This window comes from Moraxella sp. K02, from assembly GCF_041154755.1.
Taxonomy (GTDB): domain Bacteria; phylum Pseudomonadota; class Gammaproteobacteria; order Pseudomonadales; family Moraxellaceae; genus Faucicola.
The window spans coordinates 1093968-1110386 of record NZ_AP031590.1 but is presented as its reverse complement, the minus strand read 5'-3'; the positions used below and the strand labels follow the sequence as shown (position 1 = coordinate 1110386).

12 protein-coding genes are annotated in these 16419 nt (G+C 44.9%); 5 read left to right on the top strand and 7 right to left on the bottom strand.

From position 1 onward, the window contains the following. Positions 1-76: 76 nt before the first annotated feature. The 3 genes from tkt to ACAM39_RS05070 form a co-directional block, all read right to left on the bottom strand. Positions 77-2074, bottom strand: coding sequence for a transketolase (gene tkt / locus ACAM39_RS05080; protein ID WP_369628451.1), 1998 nt, complete (start codon positions 2072-2074; stop codon positions 77-79). Positions 2075-2263: 189 nt separating this feature from the next. Beyond that, a complete protein-coding gene (gene murU / locus ACAM39_RS05075; RefSeq protein ID WP_369628450.1) occupies positions 2264-2962 on the bottom strand; it encodes an N-acetylmuramate alpha-1-phosphate uridylyltransferase MurU in 699 nt (232 codons plus the stop codon). A 6-nt stretch (positions 2963-2968) separates the two neighbouring features. After that, positions 2969-4111, bottom strand: a complete 1143-nt coding sequence (locus ACAM39_RS05070; RefSeq protein ID WP_369628449.1) for an aminoglycoside phosphotransferase family protein — start codon at positions 4109-4111, stop codon at positions 2969-2971. Positions 4112-4276: 165 nt separating this feature from the next. On the opposite strand from ACAM39_RS05070, the gene lptD reads away from it, so the two are divergent. Both lptD and ACAM39_RS05060 read left to right on the top strand, forming a co-directional pair. Beyond that, positions 4277-7246, top strand: a complete 2970-nt coding sequence (gene lptD / locus ACAM39_RS05065; protein WP_369628448.1) for an LPS assembly protein LptD — start codon at positions 4277-4279, stop codon at positions 7244-7246. A 247-nt stretch (positions 7247-7493) separates the two neighbouring features. Next, positions 7494-9149: a peptidylprolyl isomerase gene (locus tag ACAM39_RS05060; RefSeq protein WP_369628447.1), complete on the top strand. Its 1656-nt coding sequence runs from the start codon at positions 7494-7496 to the stop codon at positions 9147-9149. 57 nt (positions 9150-9206) lie between these two features. On the opposite strand, the gene pgeF is transcribed toward ACAM39_RS05060, so the two are convergent. From pgeF to ACAM39_RS05045, 3 genes are all read right to left on the bottom strand, one after another. Further along, complete coding sequence (gene pgeF / locus ACAM39_RS05055) at positions 9207-10106, bottom strand: peptidoglycan editing factor PgeF (protein WP_369628446.1); 900 nt, start codon at positions 10104-10106, stop codon at positions 9207-9209. 69 nt (positions 10107-10175) lie between these two features. Continuing rightward, positions 10176-11357: a 2-methylaconitate cis-trans isomerase PrpF gene (gene prpF / locus ACAM39_RS05050; protein ID WP_472828250.1), complete on the bottom strand. Its 1182-nt coding sequence runs from the start codon at positions 11355-11357 to the stop codon at positions 10176-10178. A 142-nt stretch (positions 11358-11499) separates the two neighbouring features. Further along, positions 11500-12546 carry a hypothetical protein gene (locus ACAM39_RS05045; RefSeq protein WP_369628444.1) on the bottom strand — a complete coding sequence of 349 codons (1047 nt, stop codon included), beginning with the start codon at positions 12544-12546 and terminating at the stop codon, positions 11500-11502. Positions 12547-12693: 147 nt separating this feature from the next. Here ACAM39_RS05045 and ACAM39_RS05040 point away from each other — a divergent pair, with 147 nt between their 5' ends. Both ACAM39_RS05040 and ACAM39_RS05035 read left to right on the top strand, forming a co-directional pair. Continuing rightward, on the top strand, positions 12694-13581 hold the full coding sequence (locus ACAM39_RS05040; RefSeq protein WP_369628443.1) for a glycerophosphodiester phosphodiesterase: 888 nt from the start codon (positions 12694-12696) through the stop codon (positions 13579-13581). A 35-nt stretch (positions 13582-13616) separates the two neighbouring features. Then, complete coding sequence (locus ACAM39_RS05035) at positions 13617-14072, top strand: DIP1984 family protein (protein ID WP_007116746.1); 456 nt, start codon at positions 13617-13619, stop codon at positions 14070-14072. 213 nt (positions 14073-14285) lie between these two features. Here the strand turns inward: ACAM39_RS05035 and ACAM39_RS05030 are convergent, their stop codons facing one another. Then, the gene (locus ACAM39_RS05030; protein ID WP_369628442.1) at positions 14286-15008 is read right to left on the bottom strand and encodes a ribonuclease HII; all 723 of its coding nucleotides are present in this window, start codon (positions 15006-15008) and stop codon (positions 14286-14288) included. Between the two features lie 68 nt (positions 15009-15076). Here ACAM39_RS05030 and purD point away from each other — a divergent pair, with 68 nt between their 5' ends. Then, the gene (gene purD, locus ACAM39_RS05025; RefSeq protein WP_369628441.1) at positions 15077-16381 is read left to right on the top strand and encodes a phosphoribosylamine--glycine ligase; all 1305 of its coding nucleotides are present in this window, start codon (positions 15077-15079) and stop codon (positions 16379-16381) included. Positions 16382-16419 lie beyond the last annotated feature (38 nt).

Here is a 16419-nt window from a genome sequence, read left to right as displayed (position 1 = left end):
GTTGCGGTGTTTTCAATTTAATTGAGAAATAAAAAAGGCGAGCATTGCCCACCTTTTAGTAAGTCAACAATTCAATTTAAACAACCGCTTTCACGGCTTGAATGACCGCATCAGTGGTGATGTTAAAGTATGGGAATAAGTCTTTGGCAGGGGCAGACTCACCAAAGGTGGTCATACCCACGACTTTACCATCAAGCCCTACAAACTTGTACCAATAATCGATATGGCTGGCTTCAACCGCCACACGGGCACGCACTTGCGGTGGCAACACGCTGTCACGGTAGTTGATTTCTTGTTTGGCAAACACTTCAGCACAGGGCATTGATACGACGCGCACGCCCAAACCTTCGGCAGTCAACTCAGTGTAAGCATTCATTGCAAGCTCAATCTCTGAACCTGTGGCGATGATGACGGCACGTAGCTCACCTTGTTCTTTGGCTAGTACATAACCACCTTTGGCAATATTGGCTACTTGCTCGATATCTCGCGCTTGGTGCGGTAGGTTTTGACGGCTAAAAATCAGCGCGGATGGGGTTGATTTTGCTTTCAAAGCTTCTACCCATGCCACGGCTGACTCGACCGTATCACATGGTCGCCAAGTACGCAGGTTTGGGGTGGCACGCAGGCTAGCAAGCTGCTCGACAGGTTGGTGAGTAGGTCCATCTTCACCCAGACCGATTGAGTCGTGGGTATAGACATTAATGACGCGTTGTTTCATCAAGGCTGACATACGCACCGCATTGCGCGCATATTCCATAAACATCAAGAACGTCGCGACATATGGAATAAATCCGCCATATAAGGCAATACCATTGGCAATCGCCGTCATACCAAATTCACGCACACCGTAGTGAATATAGTTACCTGCCGCATCATCTTCGAGCGCTTTGGCATTTTTAAACCAAGTGAGATTTGACCCTGCCAAATCAGCAGAACCACCCAGTAGCTCTGGCAATAATGGCTGTAAGGCATTGATTGAATTTTGGCTGGCTTTACGCGTTGCAATGTTTTCTGGGTTATCTTGACACGCCTTGATAAATTCTTGGGCTTGTGTCTCAAAATTTGCTGGCAAGTCACCATTCACACGGCGAAGCAATTCACTGGCAAGCTCTGGGTAAGCGTCTTTATAAGCATCAAACTCACTTTCCCATGATTGTTGTAGCGCTTGACCTTTAACTGTACAGTCCCACCCTTCATAAATATCGTCTGGAAGTTCAAAGGCTTCGTGATCCCACTTGAGTGCTTGACGGGTGAGCAAGATTTCATCCGCGCCAAGGGGTGCGCCATGTGAGGCCTCCAAGCCTTGCTTGTTGGGTGAACCTGCGCCAATCACGGTTTTACAGATAATGAGTGAGGGTTTATTTTTTTCAGCTATGGCATTTTGGGTCGCTTGGGTGATGGCATCGGTATCGTGACCGTCAACTTTTTGCACTTGCCAACCATAAGCTTCAAAACGTTTTTGGGTGTCATCTGAGAACCAGCCTTCGACGTCACCATCAATCGAAATACCATTGTCATCATAGTAGACAACCAATTTGCCCAGTTGCAGCGTACCGGCTAATGAGCAAACTTCGTGCGAAATACCTTCCATCAAACAACCATCACCTAGAAAGCAATAGGTTTGGTGGTCGATGACTTGGTGACCATCTCGGTTAAATTGCGCGGCTAGGGTTTTTTCTGCAATCGCAAAACCTACAGCGTTGGCAATCCCTTGACCCAACGGACCTGTAGTAGTTTCCACACCTGCGGTGTAGCCATATTCAGGGTGACCGGGTGTTTTAGAGTGCAATTGGCGGAAATTTTTGATATCCTCAATGCTAACGTCATACCCTGTTAAATGCAGCAAAGCGTAATGCAACATTGAGCCATGACCATTTGAAAGCACAAAACGGTCGCGATTTAGCCAATTTGGGTCGGTTGGATTGTGCTTTAAAAACTTACGCCATAACACTTCAGCGATATCTGCCATGCCCATCGGCGCGCCTGGATGTCCAGAATTGGCTTTTTGCACCGCTTCAAAGGCTAGGGTACGGATGGCGTTGGCAAGACGACGTTCAGAAATTGGGGTTGTCATTGGCTTTCCTATATTACAGAATTAGTTACAGAATTAATTGCAGAATTAAATTTTGTCGTATGTAACATGCTAAAAATAAAACTGTGACAAATTTTATCACAGTTTTAGGTCATTTTTTAGCTTTAACCGTTTAGTTTGCTCGACTTTCAAATAAAAGCAAAATGGCAAAAGTTGCAATTTTGTGCCAAATCACTTGTTAGCCGACAATTTTTGGTTCAAATTTTCTAAACGCTCAAGCGTGCCTACATCGACCCACGCATCGCTCAGCAAATCGCCAATTACTAAACCTGCTTGCATGGCTTGTTTGAGTAGTGGTGCAAGCGGCGCAGTCTCCCCTACCTTGACCGTATCCAATAATCTTGGTGACATAACACTAATCCCTGCAAAGGTATATTTTGGCGTGCCATCTGCCTTGACCTTGCCATTTTCTAAGGCAAAATCGCCCGTTGGGTTGTGCGCCGCTTGGTCGGTGAGTAGCAAATAAGCCTGCGAATCGTTTAGCTTAAGCTGGGTTAGTTGAGCAAAATCAAAAGGCGTCCACACATCCCCATTGACCAAAATAAATGGCTGGTCTTTTAATTTGCCGGTAGCCAAAGCCATCTTGATACCGCCTGCTGTCTCAAGCGGTTCTTCGGGTTCAATCGACCAATGAATGGTGACACCGAATTGACTGCCATCCCCGATTGCATTGAGCAGTTTATCAGCAAGCCATGACACATTGATGGTGATATCGGTGATACCCGCTTGTTTGAGCGCTTTGATATGCCACACGATAAGCGGTTGCCCGCCGACTTCGACAAGTGGTTTTGGCGTGGTCAAGGTTAAAGGGCGTAGCCGAGTGCCTTTACCCGCGGATAAAATCATGGCTTGGGTGATGGTGGTTGACATGGGGTTTTATCCTTGGATTTTTTGATGAAAAGCAGGTTCAACGACGGCGGTCATCCAGTCAGCAAATTTATCAAAAGTATGACGCTCATCCCTTTGGGTGATAGCTTTTAGACAAGTTAATAAATCATTGAAAACTTTAGGCAAGTTTACCAAATAACGGTCTTTGCCATCTCGCTCAAACAAGCGTACAAAAATTCCCAACACCTTGAGATGACGCTGCATACTCATGATATTAAAATCCACAGTAAACTCTGCCAAGCTTTTGTCAATTTGCGCCAATTGATAATAATGAGCCAGATGCGTATTGACCCATGTTTCATCATAATTGATATAGGCATCTCGCAATAAAGACGCCAAATCATAGGTGTAGGCACCGATGACAGCATCTTGAAAATCAATCACGCCCAACTCATCGCTGTGATTTAATACCATCAAATTACGGCTGTGAAAATCACGGTGCACCACCACTTGAGGCTGCGCGATGACTTGCTGGATAATATCAGACTGTAAATCTTGCCACAGCGTCTCTAAGTCTGGGGTCATCGTCACGCCGATATAGGGTAAAAACCACTCGCTAAACAAGCCCATTTCTCGGCGCAGCAAGGCATCGTCGTAACTTGGGATAACGGCTTTGGCGTCATCGATGTCAATCTTTTGAATCGCCAAAATTTCCTGCATTGCCTGCTGATAATAGCGCGCAGTTTTTGCCAGCTCGCCTGCATCCGTTAAATCCTTGGCAATGACATCGGCAAAATCCGTGTTTCCCAAATCCTCAAGGACGATAAAACCTTGCTGTTCATCCGTGGCAATCATTTTTGGCACATGCACATAACCTGCCATTAAATTGTCCACGGCGATAAATTCTTTCACCGATTCTTTTGCTGGTGGCGCATCCATCACGATATAGTGTTGATTGTCGACGGTTAAGCGATGATAGCTGCGAAAGCTGGCATCGCCAGGTATTTTTTTATGCTGCAATGACTGGTTTGGAAAAACTTGGGTTAACCAAGTGTGCAGCTGTTGTTCACGTGACTGTTGCTTAAGTAATTGTTGTTCAAGTGGCTGTTGTTCACATGGCTCGGTATTTGATGGCGAAGCTGTGCTATCGCAAGAGGCTTGATTGGCAAGTTGTGCGGCAGGATGGTTCATAAGATGGGCTTACTCAATAAAAATAAGTTATGCTACCGAAAATCTGCGTATCTCTCAAGTGGCGTCTATCATGTTTGCAATTTTAAACATCTTTTGCAATAGTATATTGATGACGCTAGTGATATGATGTGAAGGTTTTTATATTGCGTCTTTGGTAAATGTCTAATGAAAAAATCTGTGAAATTGTCGCCTATTTCGTCAACTTCTAATCGTTTAACTTCACATTCGTCTTTGCCAACCCAGCCCACATGCCTGCATCAATCACTACACCAAATTTATCGACATACCAACGTTTTAGCGATGACGCTTGGTGCGATGTTTACTACTTTGTATTCAACCTCAGCGCTTGCGGTGTTGCCGACAGCCGCCGTTACGGAATCGACTGATGTAGCGACAGCACAAAGCACAGAAGCTCAAAACATTGAGTCACAAAGCACTGAATCACAGAGTATTGAAAAACAAAACCTTGATACCTCAGCTGCAAAGCCCCATACCGATAGTAGTATCGCCACCACAGCAGACAGCGTTACTACTGTCGATGTAACCACCAATCAAGGCATCACACCGATTAGCGTGCCTGACATCAAACCAAACTCTGCGCGTACTCGTCCCAACTTTACCCCAAATCAACAGCAGCAAGCCAGTCTAGATAAGCTCAAAACCTTTTATCAACCCAAAACCCAGCAAACCACGGACGATACTAGCGCCACGGTTGCTAATTCAAATTCTAATACAAATTTACTGAACCCGCTCACGCCTGATAGTCAACAGTCAGGTGCTCAAGCAAATACGCAATCAAAAGCAGCCACCCGAAAAGACGCCATGTGTCATGGTAACTGGGTATATCCCACTTCGACCATCTATCAACAGCAAGCATTAGCGGCAGCCGCTACCGACCAACCCAATAGCAGCTTCCCAATTTATGCGTCGTCTGACTATGGGTATTATGACAATGAAAACTACGCTGAATTGTCAGGCGATGTGCAAATCAACCAAGGTCGTCAGCAAATCTCTGCCGATAAAGTGGTCGTTAACGTGCAAGATGGTATTGCAGCAGCTCAAGGTAATGTTTTGTTAGTGGATGCCGCGCAAAGTACACAATCGACAGACGGTAACCCACGTGTAAGCCTCAAAGATAGCCCAAAAGGGGGGCTGATTACCGTTGCCGACGAACTGGCGTACCAAACGGATAGCACCAAAGCAACCGCCAAAGACGTGGCATTTGCCAGCGTCCCCCTACAAGCGTATGGTTATGCCAAACGGCTTAATAAAGTCGATGAAAGCCGCGTTGAAATTGACGATGTCATGTTTACCACCTGCGCGCCTGACAATCCGACTTGGCAGATTAATGCCAAAAACATCGATATCAATACCGACACGGGTCGCGGTGAAGCCTATAATGCCACGTTAAAAGTTAAAAATACCCCAGTATTGTACCTACCCTATTTTAACTTTCCGATTGACGATCGCCGCACCAGTGGTTTTTTGTTACCACGCGGCGGTTTTAGTACGGAAGGGAGTTTTAATGTACAGTTACCTTATTACTTTAATCTAGCGCCAAATTACGATGCCACTGTCACGCCTACCATTTTTACTGACCGCAATCCGATGTTGACAGGTGAATTTCGCTATCTGACAGAAAAATTTGGTTATGGTAGCTTGACAGGCTCTTATCTGCCAAACGACAAACAATATAATGATGAAGACCGTACCCGCTTTTATTATAATCATCATTGGCAGTCAAAAGATATCCCTAACCTATCCATTGATGCGCTATATCAGTATGTCTCAGATCCTAAATTCTTAAACGATTTTGAGACATTGGGTGACGAAACCGTTCAATTAAATTTACCGCGCCGCATTCAAGCCAATTATTACAATGACTATTTAACTGCGCTTGCCAAGATTGAAACCTTTCAAACACTGGATCGTAATTTAATTAATTCAGACAAAATCTTGGATAAAGACAAACCGTATGACCGTCTGCCGCAGTTATCGGTCAAATATCGTGTGCCTTGGGTGACCCAATTTGATTTAACGGGTATCAGCGATTTTGCCTATTTTAAACGCCCAATCGATGATGGTTCTGCGCCTGAGCAAAGCGGTGGCAGACTGTATAACAAACTCACTGCCGCCTATCCAATGACGCGAACTTGGGGATACGTGACCCCTTCAGTGAGTTTACAGCACCTTTATACCCAATTTGACCAAGAATCAGCCGACGCCAATGGACTGGATAAAAATAGCAAAAGCCAATCTATTTTTGTACCGCAGTTTAGTATTGACAGTGGCTTAAATTTCTTTAAATCAGGCACCCCATTTGGTAAATTTGATGACTCCTTGGGCGGCTATCAGTTATTGAGCCCGCGCCTAAAATATGTGTACTCGCCCTATAAAGACCAGACTGACGTACCCAACTTTAATACCCGTTTGGCATCGCTCAATTTTTCGCAATTGTATGAAGATTCATGGTTTTTGGGATATGATCGTCTGCCTGACAACAATCATCTAACCCCTTCATTAAATTATCGCTATATTGATGGCAATGGTTTGACTCGCTTGGATGCCAGCGTGGGTAAACAAATTTATTTGAGTGATATTCGGGTACATCTTGACGATACCGATGATGGGTTAAAAATTGACAATACCGGTACCGTCTTTGAAGTAAGCACCCAACCGCGTCAAGATTTTTGGGTAGATTTAGATGGCTCGGTTGATGACAACGCTGATTTAAACTATATCAACACCCAATTTCGTTATGCGCCAACTTTCAATAGTCTTTATAACTTAGGTTATATCAAACGCAATGAGAGTAGATTTGGACAAAAAGCCCTCTCTGCTTTCACAGGCTCCGCTGTTTTGCCTATTGGTGATAATTGGCAGTTTTTAGGGGCTGTCCAATACGACAATGAGAAAAGTCGTTTTAGTGATGTGTTAGCGGGCTTTACTTATGATAGTTGTTGTTATGGCTTATCGATTTATGCTCGCCGTTATTATGATGAATTAAGTGATAAAGACAGTGCTGACCACGCTATCATGGCAGAAATTAGCTTAAATGGGTTATCCAATAAAGGTGACGGTCGACTGGCTAGCTTGATGCGTAATCGGGTATTGGGTTATAACCCTAGATACTAAATGCCTTTTACGCAAAAAACCGCCTAAAATTTGACGTTTTTTAGGATTTATTATGATACAGACATACGCTAGCAAATATTATTGTATAAAATGACCCAAACTTAGCAACATCTAAATCTAAGAAACTTGATGTAAGAAACTTGGTCAAAGACCCGTCATTTAAGCTAAATGGTTTTGCCACGATTTTTGAGTGATCAAATTTACTTTTTTTATTTTTTGGTTTTTATTTTTTTTAAGGATACATGCCATGAACCATGCTGTCATGCATAATTTACCCAATTTTCACCGTAACACCCTATCTGCTCTCACTAGCGCTTTGATATATGGCACCCTATTGGTCATGCCAACATTGAGCGCGCAAGCCGTGACTGCAACAGCGGTAACCGCTAAAACTAACACCACCACCGCCAAAACGACGGTCGAGTCTGGTAAAATATCCACTACTAAAGCTGCCGCTCAAACCACGAGTAAGTCAACCAAAGCAACAACAACAGCAAAAAAAACCACCAACGCTGCCAAATCAGTCAAAGCTGACACCAAAGCCAGCGGCTCAAAACCTACCAGTCAAAAAACAGCAAAAGTTGTCTCCCAAACTGCGCCCATAGCACCAGAGGTCGCCAACTCATTGGTTGAGCCAGCGCCTGTCGTCACTAGTAACTCGCAAGATCAGGTCATTGATGGCGTGATTGCTATTGTCAACGACACCCCTATTTTACGCAGCCAGTTAGATCGCGCGGTTGCTCAAGCTTCTGCACAGCTTCAAGCGCAAAACAAACCTGTACCACCCGCACAGCAACTTTATCCGCAAGTATTGGATCAGCTAATTACTAAGCAAATTCAACTGGATTTAATCAAACGCCAAGGACTGCAAGCTGAAGAGAACGCAGTGAATGCTGCGTTGACCAATTTGGCACAACAAAATGGGGTCGCAAGCCTTGCCGAATTCCAGCAAAAACTTGACGCCCAGCGCGTAGGTAGTTACCAAGCATTGCGTCAAAAAGTCAGTGAAGACTTGGCGATACAAACTTTGCAGCAGCAACAACTTGCCAGCCGCATCAAAATCTCCGATCAAGATGTTAACAACTTCCTCAAATCACCAGAGAGCAACGCTTTAGAAAAATCACAATATCGCACCTTACATATTCGCGTGCCTTTTGAAGCCGATGCCGCAGGTAAAACCAGCGACAAACAAAAAAAACAAGCGCTGACCGTAGCCACCCAAATTGCCAAAAACTTGCAAGCTGAGAATGCCAATATTGAGCAAATCATGACTGACGCGCAAACCAACTATAACGCGCAAATTCAAGGGGGCGATATGGGCTACCACGTCGCGGCAGAGTTACCGACAGAATTGTCAAAAAACATCACCGCCCTTGAAGTCGGACAAGTCACCAACCCGATTGCCACGGCAGAAGGTTATAACGTGATTAAACTCGTTGATAAACGCGGTGGTCAAAAAAAAATCATCGATCAATGGCATACCCGCCATATTTTAATTAGCCCATCAACTGCCCTACCGGCTGACATGGCGAAACAGCAGATCGACACTATCTATGATAAACTGCGTCAAGGTGAGGACTTCGCTACCTTAGCAAGCACCTACTCAAAAGACCCAGGAAGCGCCAGCAACGGTGGCGATTTGGGCTGGGTCAGTGAAGGTGATATGGTACCAAGCTTTGAAGCAATGATGAAAAAAACGTCGGTAAATGACTATTCTGTGCCATTTCAATCACAATTTGGCTGGCATATTCTTAAAGTCGATGAAAAACGCCAGAAAGATGTGAGCGATGTCTATCGTAAAAACATGGCGCGTGAAATCCTATACCAACGTATGGCACCGCAAGCGCTAGACGATTGGATGCAGGAATTAAGAGCGCAGGCTTACGTCAAAATCATGCAATAATTTAGCTTTCACAAAAAAGGCAGTGTGATTAACACACTGCCTTTTTTTATGATTAAATTAGTCCATAAAAATCAGCGTTGCCATTCTACCTGTCGCAGGCAATTGATGCTGGGTTTGCCGACGATACGAATAAAATCGTGCATCACTATGGCTATTTAATCCGCTTTTATGCACCTGATGAATACCACAAGCCTTGAGCTGTAATTCTGCTATTGCAGGCAAATCGGCAAAATAGTGACCGACCTTATCAGCATTTGGCTGAAACAACCGGATAGCGACAGCCTCAGATACGTTTAACACTGATAACACGGCATCTTTGACACGACTGTCCACTTCATAGCTCGATTGTGCGATGCTAGCGCCTATCCAAGCGTGCCACCCACGAGTGACCTTGTGCATTTCGGCAGGCGCATTGTCCCCCGCTGCCAAATCAAACTGATGTACCATTTTTTGCACCGTTTTTGCAATAATATTTTTATTAAGACCTTGCCAGCCAGCGTGAATAGCCGCAATCAGCTTGTTATCATCTGCTGCCTCCGTCGCTATCATGACAGGTACACAATCTGCTGTCATAATCGCTAAGGCAACGTTAGGCAAACGAGTGATATGCGCATCAGCCGATATCGCTGCTGTGCCAATTTTATCAGTAACTTGATAAATGTCATTACCATGAATTTGATTAAGCCAATGAACGCTCTTTAATGCGGGATGATATTGTTGCAAGGATTGTAGCAAGTGCGCACGATGTTGATGCACCTGCACGCTATCATCACCTACATGCAAACCCAGATTGAATTGACCATACACAGCATTCAAACTAGACTGCCCCACTGCATCATTGCTTGAATTGCTTGGCTTTCTTGGCAGGGACTCACAGCCAGATAGGGTTTGAACCACGGTTACCCCTTGGCTTGGCGCTTGCGTCAGTTCAATCCAGTGTGATTGCTTATCTGTCATTATTAGGCTCTTAGTTATTGGGCTCTTAGTGTTATTAGGCGCTCAGTTGGCTTGTGAATGATTTGTCGATTAAAACGCATCGCCAGGCACATACACCTCACCCACCATCAGACGTCGCGCTGAACGGCTCATAGACACTTTTTTGGCTTGCCATTTACCATCCACTTGTGAGGACTCACCCCCGACCAGTAGCGTGCCTGAGGGGTGACCAAAGCGTACTTCAGACAACGCTTTGCCACCTGCCGCTTGGTTAACTAGCGTACCTTTAATGGTCGCTGCGGTGCCAATCGCAACCGAGGCTGTACCCATCATGGCATGGTGCAGTTGACCCATGCTCATCGCGCGGGCAAGCAAATCAATATCGCCTGCCTTGACTGCTTTGCCACTAGAGGCGGTATAATCGGCGGGTGGCGCAACCCAAGCAATTTTTGGGGTATGCTGACGGGTTTGAGCTTCTGTTAGCGCTGTAATCAATCCCATTTTAACGGCGCCATGAGCACGGATTTTTTCAAGCTTAGCCAAAATTTCTTGGTTGCTATTGATGTCTTTTTGCAGCTCCGCGCCCGTAAAACCTAAGTCTTTGGCATTTAAAAAAATCGTTGGGATACCTGCATTGATCATCGTGACATCAAATTCACCGATTTCAGGTACATTAAGTTTGTCAATCAAGTTGCCCGTCGGGAACATATCGCCATCGCTGTCCACAGGGTCGATAAATTCAATTTTGACTTCGGCTGCTGGGAAAGTTACACCATCTAGCTCAAAATCGCCCGTTTCTTGCACTTGACCATCGGTCATGGGTACATGCGCGATGATGGTTTTGCTGATATTTTGCTGCCAAATACGCACTTCACAGTTACCATTTTGGGGCACTTTACTGGCATCCACCAACCCATTGGCAATCGCAAATGAACCGACCGCAGCGGTTAAGTTACCACAGTTACCTGACCAATCGATCATCGCTTTATCAATGGCGACCTGACCGAATAAATAATTCACATCATGATCGGCAACGTCAGTTTTTGACAAAATCACCACTTTGGAGGTTGATGATGAGCCATTCCCCAAACCGTCAATTTGCTTACCATACGGATCTGGACTACCCACCACCCGCAGTAAAAAGCTATCTCGGGCTTGCCCTGGGGTTTGGCAGCGTTCAGGTAGGTCATCAAGCTTGAAAAAAGTACCTTTTGATGTACCACCGCGCATATAAGTAGCTTTAACAGCGATTTGTGGGGCAAAATTGGCCATGTTCATATCCTTATGGTGGCAGGCAGAGAATTGACGCATCAATTTGTTTTATGTTTAGTCACATTACTACATCAAAAACATGATAAAACAAATTGATGACTGGGTGGCATACGTTAAACACGTCATTTAACAGTGGTTTACGTTAGTATTGCTCATTTTTTTCTTCAATGGTTAATTTTACATTGGTGTCGGTTGGGACTTTTTCATGCGATACTGGCTTGGTTGATTTGTCTGTGCTGTTGCCAGTGCTAGCCGCTGACTTAGTAGCAGTTGATTGGGTATCAGCATTTGAGGTGGTTGACTCAGATTTTTTCACCGACTTTTTATCCGCGCTATCTGATTGCGTGTTTTTCTTGGCTGGTGTGGTGGTGGTCACGTCAGTCTTGGTTTTTTCGCTGTTGTTTTTTTCACTGCCCGTTTTTGGTTTTTCTGCGGTTTGTTTCTTGACAGGTTTGGTCGTTGAAGTTTGGCTGTTGTTGGCCGCGACACTGGGTTTGCTAGTCACGGGTGGCAAAACAGCGATAGCGCCTGCCGAAGAACCGGCTAACGGCGTATTAGATGGCTGGGTCAGCGTTTGCGCTAATGCCGAATTTGCCATAATCTCACCGACTAGCCCAATCACATCGTCGCCTGTGGTGCTATTGACTTGGTAATTGGTGCCACTGGCTGATAGACCAAACCCAACATTGTTTGCCACCAACGTGCTATTTTTCAGTTGATACCCACGCGACGCGATTTGCTCGGCGGCGGCTGGCATTTTTAGACGGGTATAAATTTTATTCGCGTTATCGAGCTGCGCTTGAGGCATATTAAATGACACCGTCGCTTGGCACTTACCATTGCTACCATTCACGCCTTCTAGGTTAATGGCCACTTGCGACAAGCCATTTTGCAAAATAGTCATATCAACCACCGTCCCTGCTTGCTGCTGGATGATGTCAGACTGTTTTTTGGCTTGCTGGTCGATGCGATTGACCAGATAACTGTGAATAGCACTGGTTGCCTTCTCAGTGTTACAGGCAATATCAGACGTTTCAAGTGTCTTTTGCTCACTGTTTGCAGCACTGCCAGTTTGCTCATCTTTTTGCTCATTGCGACTACATCCCACGACGGCTAAGGCAAAACACGCCAATAATAACGGCGTACGCATTTTTTTTGACAACGTATTTTGTGGGAAAATCATAGACATAAGGCACCTTCACGCAGAATTTATTACCATGCCATTATAAAGCAAAGTTTTGCAAATTGGGTAGTTGTTCACTATTATTTATAATAAAATTTAGTTGTAATAATTTTTAGTAGTCATAAAATTTTATTGTCTATTGCGAGCCATGGTATGCGCCATCCAAATCAAACGTATTATTTACTCGGTCATCGTGCTGCGCGGGCTGAACGGCTAGAGAACTGTCAAGACGGCTTTGCCTACGTGCAGCAATTGCAAAAACATGGTAAGCAGCTTGATGGGGTTGAATTTGATGTCCAAATGACCGCCGATGGCAAATTTGTGGTGGTACATGACGAAACCTTAAATCGGCTGGCAAAACAACAATCGTGGATTGCTGATAAAACATGGGCGGAATTAGACGCCATTGTGCAATCGGACTATGGGCGTTTTTCCCAATGTTTTGAACTAGGGTTTTTAAAACATCACCTATTGTTGCTAGACGATTTACCACCCTATCTGCAACACTTTTGCCATATTGAACTAGAAATCAAAACCCATGCCAAAACTCATCCAGCCTTGTTGGTTAAAAATCTGCTTAGGCTATTATCTCAAGAAATATGGCAAGCTTTACCCATCACTTTGACCAGTTTTGATACCGATATTTTGTACCAAATTCAAAACCAACAGCAATTTTTAAATTTTCACTTTCCGACAGGCTTATTACTTGAACCCAAAACACTTGAGCCTAAAACACTTGAACCCAACACCACGCTGGCAAGCCAAATTACTTTTTTGCCGACGCCTGATGCAGCGGGTAAAAATTTAATATTACAAACCTTCAATCGCGCTTGTGCCTTAGGCTGTAGCCAAGTGGGCATTTATTATGCGCTTATCACCCCAACCCTGTTGGAAATTGCCAAAATATATGGCTTAACAGTCACCGCTTGGACGGTAAATGAGGTTGATGTGGCAAAGCGCTTGATTGAGATGGGCGTGGATTGTTTGATTACAGATTATCCTACCCAATTTTTAACCCAATTATATGATTTTAACGTTTAAATTGACCCACTAAATTGACCAATAAGGAGATAACAATGAAACTTGCAGAAGCTTTGTTACGACGTGCCGATATGCAAAAAAAGCTCGCCAGCTTGAAATCGCGCATTGCTGAAAACGTCAAAGTCCAAGACGGCGATACCCCAAGTGAAAACCCGAATGAACTGCTGCTACAAGCCAATCAAGTCATGAGCGAGCTGTATGCGTTAATAGACCATATCCATCGCACCAATGCCATCGCTGTCATGCCCGATGGCTCAACCATGCTCAGCACTTTAGTCAAGCGTGATGAACTTGCCGAACGCCATCGCCTGCTGCAAACCGCGATTGATAATGCTAAGACGGAAGGCGATCGTTATAGCTACCGAGAAATCAAATGGCAAAAAGTGATTGAACCCGTCAAATTGCAAAAACAAGCAGATGACATAGCGGTCAAACTCAGAAACTTAAATATCCAATTGCAAGCCGCTAATTGGCAGATTGATTTAGTATAAGCTAGTTTGAAAAAAGCCTACAATTTGCTATGATGGATTTGAACATACAGGGCGACTATCAGACCTTGTTTGGCGCGCTGTCCACCGAGAGGTTGAAAACAAATCGGGCACAGCTTGCAGGTCTGCGAGCAAGACCATCTTTTTACTCGTCATGCTCAGCACACCTTACGAGTTAAACTCGCTCACAAGGCGACTTTAGACCTGCACTCATTACTACCGGATATTGACTGTATGTTCACCTTTTTTGTCTAAAACCCTCTGTTTGATGGGGGTAAAACTTTTGCGGTGCATGGGCAAAATACCGTAATGCTCTATCGCTTGGATATGGGCGGCGGTGGGATAGCCTTTATGCTGCTCAATGCCATAATCAGGATATAACTTTGACAACGCCACCATGTCTCGGTCACGCGTCACTTTGGCAATCACGCTGGCGCCACTGATACACGCATGTTTGCCGTCCCCTTTCACAATCGCTTGCTCATGCGTAATTTGCTGATAATTAGGCAAGTCAAACAACACGGGCAGTTTATTGCCATCCACCATGACGCTAAAAGTCGCTGTTGGGTATTGCGCTAACATTTGCGCCATCACGCCTGCCACCGCTTGTTTCATGCCTAGTAATGTCGCTTGTAAGATGTTGAGCTGGTCTATTAAGCTGGCAGAAATTTTGACAACCTGATGCGCGCTCGCCGTTTGTTCAATCAAGGAAAATAACGCTTCTCGTTTTTTCTCTGACAGTTTTTTGGAGTCAGTTAGCGCACTTAGCAGATGAGTGTGGCTAATACCCACACTATCAGCGGTGTGTAAATCAGGGCTTAGGCTATCTTCTTTGACAGATAAAATCGCCTTATCGAAGATGAGTGCACAAACTACCACATCGCCCAATAACGGCCCTCGCCCGACTTCATCTACGCCAATAATAAAATGCTTTGTCATTTAATTTAGATCCCAAAATTTGTTACAATGGCTGCCATACGGCTATTTTACATTTTTAAGGAAACAATATGAATATTTTAGTGATTGGCACAGGTGGACGTGAGCACGCATTGGCATGGCAATGCGCCAAAGATAGCAAAGTTAGCACAGTTTTTATTGCCAACGGCAATGCAGGCACAGCGCTTGAACACAAACTACAAAATATCGATTTAAACGTCAAAGACCATGCGGCGGTGATTCAATTTTGCCAAGACAATGACATTGCCTTTGTGCTGGTTGGTCCTGAAGCACCACTTGTGGCAGGTATGGTCGATGACTTAACAAAAGCAGGTATCAAAGCTTGGGGACCCACGGCGTATTGCGCCCAGCTTGAGGGGTCAAAAGCCTTTGCCAAAGATTTTATGATAAAACACCATATCCCTACCGCCAAATACCAAACTTTTAGCGATGCAGAACAAGCGATTGCTTATGTGAAAGCCGAAGGCGCGCCGATTGTCATCAAAGCCGATGGTTTAGCCGCAGGTAAAGGCGTGATTGTGGCGATGAGCGAACAAGAAGCCATTGACGCTATCAATGATATGTTATCGGGCAACAAATTTGGTGATGCAGGCAGCCGTGTGGTGATTGAGCAGTTCTTGCAAGGCGAAGAAGCCAGCTTTATTTGTATGATAGATGGCAACAATATCTTGCCGATGGCAACCAGCCAAGATCACAAACGTATTGGCGAAGGTGATACCGGTCTTAATACAGGCGGTATGGGTGCTTACTCACCTGCCCCCGTGGTGACGCAGCAAGTACATGATAAGGTGATTAATCGTGTGATTCAGCCAGTGGTCGATGCCATGAATGCCAATGGCACACCTTATACAGGATTTTTGTACGCAGGCTTGATGATTGATGACCACAATGACCCCTATGTGATTGAATTTAACTGCCGTTTTGGCGACCCAGAAACACAGCCCATTATGATGCGGCTAAAGGGCTCAATGGTTGACTTGATAGCATTAGGGTTGGATGGCAATCTTCCCAAACAAACCGAGTGGGATGAGCGTCCTGCCTTGGGTGTGGTACTGGCTAGCAAAGGCTATCCAGAAAGCGCAAGTAGCGGCGATGTCATCCATGGGTTACCAACGCTTGAGTCTCAGTATGGGCAAACGGATATGGATGTCAAAGTTTTCCACGCAGGCACCAAAGCGTTTGACAATGGTGAGATTGTCACCAATGGCGGCCGTGTGGTTTGCGTGACGGCGCTCGGTGACGATATTTTGGATGCCCAAACCAAAGCCTTAGCAGTTTGTGGCGCTATTAGCTTTGATGGTATGCAATATCGCCGTGATATCGGTTGGCGCGCTATTCAATCTAGCGCCGAATAACCACTAACCAATAAGATGGCATTTAGACCTCTAGCCAC

Coding starts and splice junctions, on each gene's coding strand:
- murU (WP_369628450.1), bottom strand. CDS start 2,962: ATGTCAACCACCATCACCCAAGCCATGATTTTATCCGCGGGTAAAGGC.
- pgeF (WP_369628446.1), bottom strand. CDS start 10,106: ATGACAGATAAGCAATCACACTGGATTGAACTGACGCAAGCGCCAAGC.
- purD (WP_369628441.1), top strand. CDS start 15,077: ATGAATATTTTAGTGATTGGCACAGGTGGACGTGAGCACGCATTGGCA.
- prpF (WP_472828250.1), bottom strand. CDS start 11,357: ATGGCCAATTTTGCCCCACAAATCGCTGTTAAAGCTACTTATATGCGC.
- ACAM39_RS05045 (WP_369628444.1), bottom strand. CDS start 12,546: ATGTCTATGATTTTCCCACAAAATACGTTGTCAAAAAAAATGCGTACG.
- tkt (WP_369628451.1), bottom strand. CDS start 2,074: ATGACAACCCCAATTTCTGAACGTCGTCTTGCCAACGCCATCCGTACC.
- ACAM39_RS05040 (WP_369628443.1), top strand. CDS start 12,694: ATGCGCCATCCAAATCAAACGTATTATTTACTCGGTCATCGTGCTGCG.
- ACAM39_RS05030 (WP_369628442.1), bottom strand. CDS start 15,008: ATGACAAAGCATTTTATTATTGGCGTAGATGAAGTCGGGCGAGGGCCG.
- ACAM39_RS05070 (WP_369628449.1), bottom strand. CDS start 4,111: ATGAACCATCCTGCCGCACAACTTGCCAATCAAGCCTCTTGCGATAGC.
- ACAM39_RS05060 (WP_369628447.1), top strand. CDS start 7,494: ATGAACCATGCTGTCATGCATAATTTACCCAATTTTCACCGTAACACC.
- ACAM39_RS05035 (WP_007116746.1), top strand. CDS start 13,617: ATGAAACTTGCAGAAGCTTTGTTACGACGTGCCGATATGCAAAAAAAG.
- lptD (WP_369628448.1), top strand. CDS start 4,277: ATGAAAAAATCTGTGAAATTGTCGCCTATTTCGTCAACTTCTAATCGT.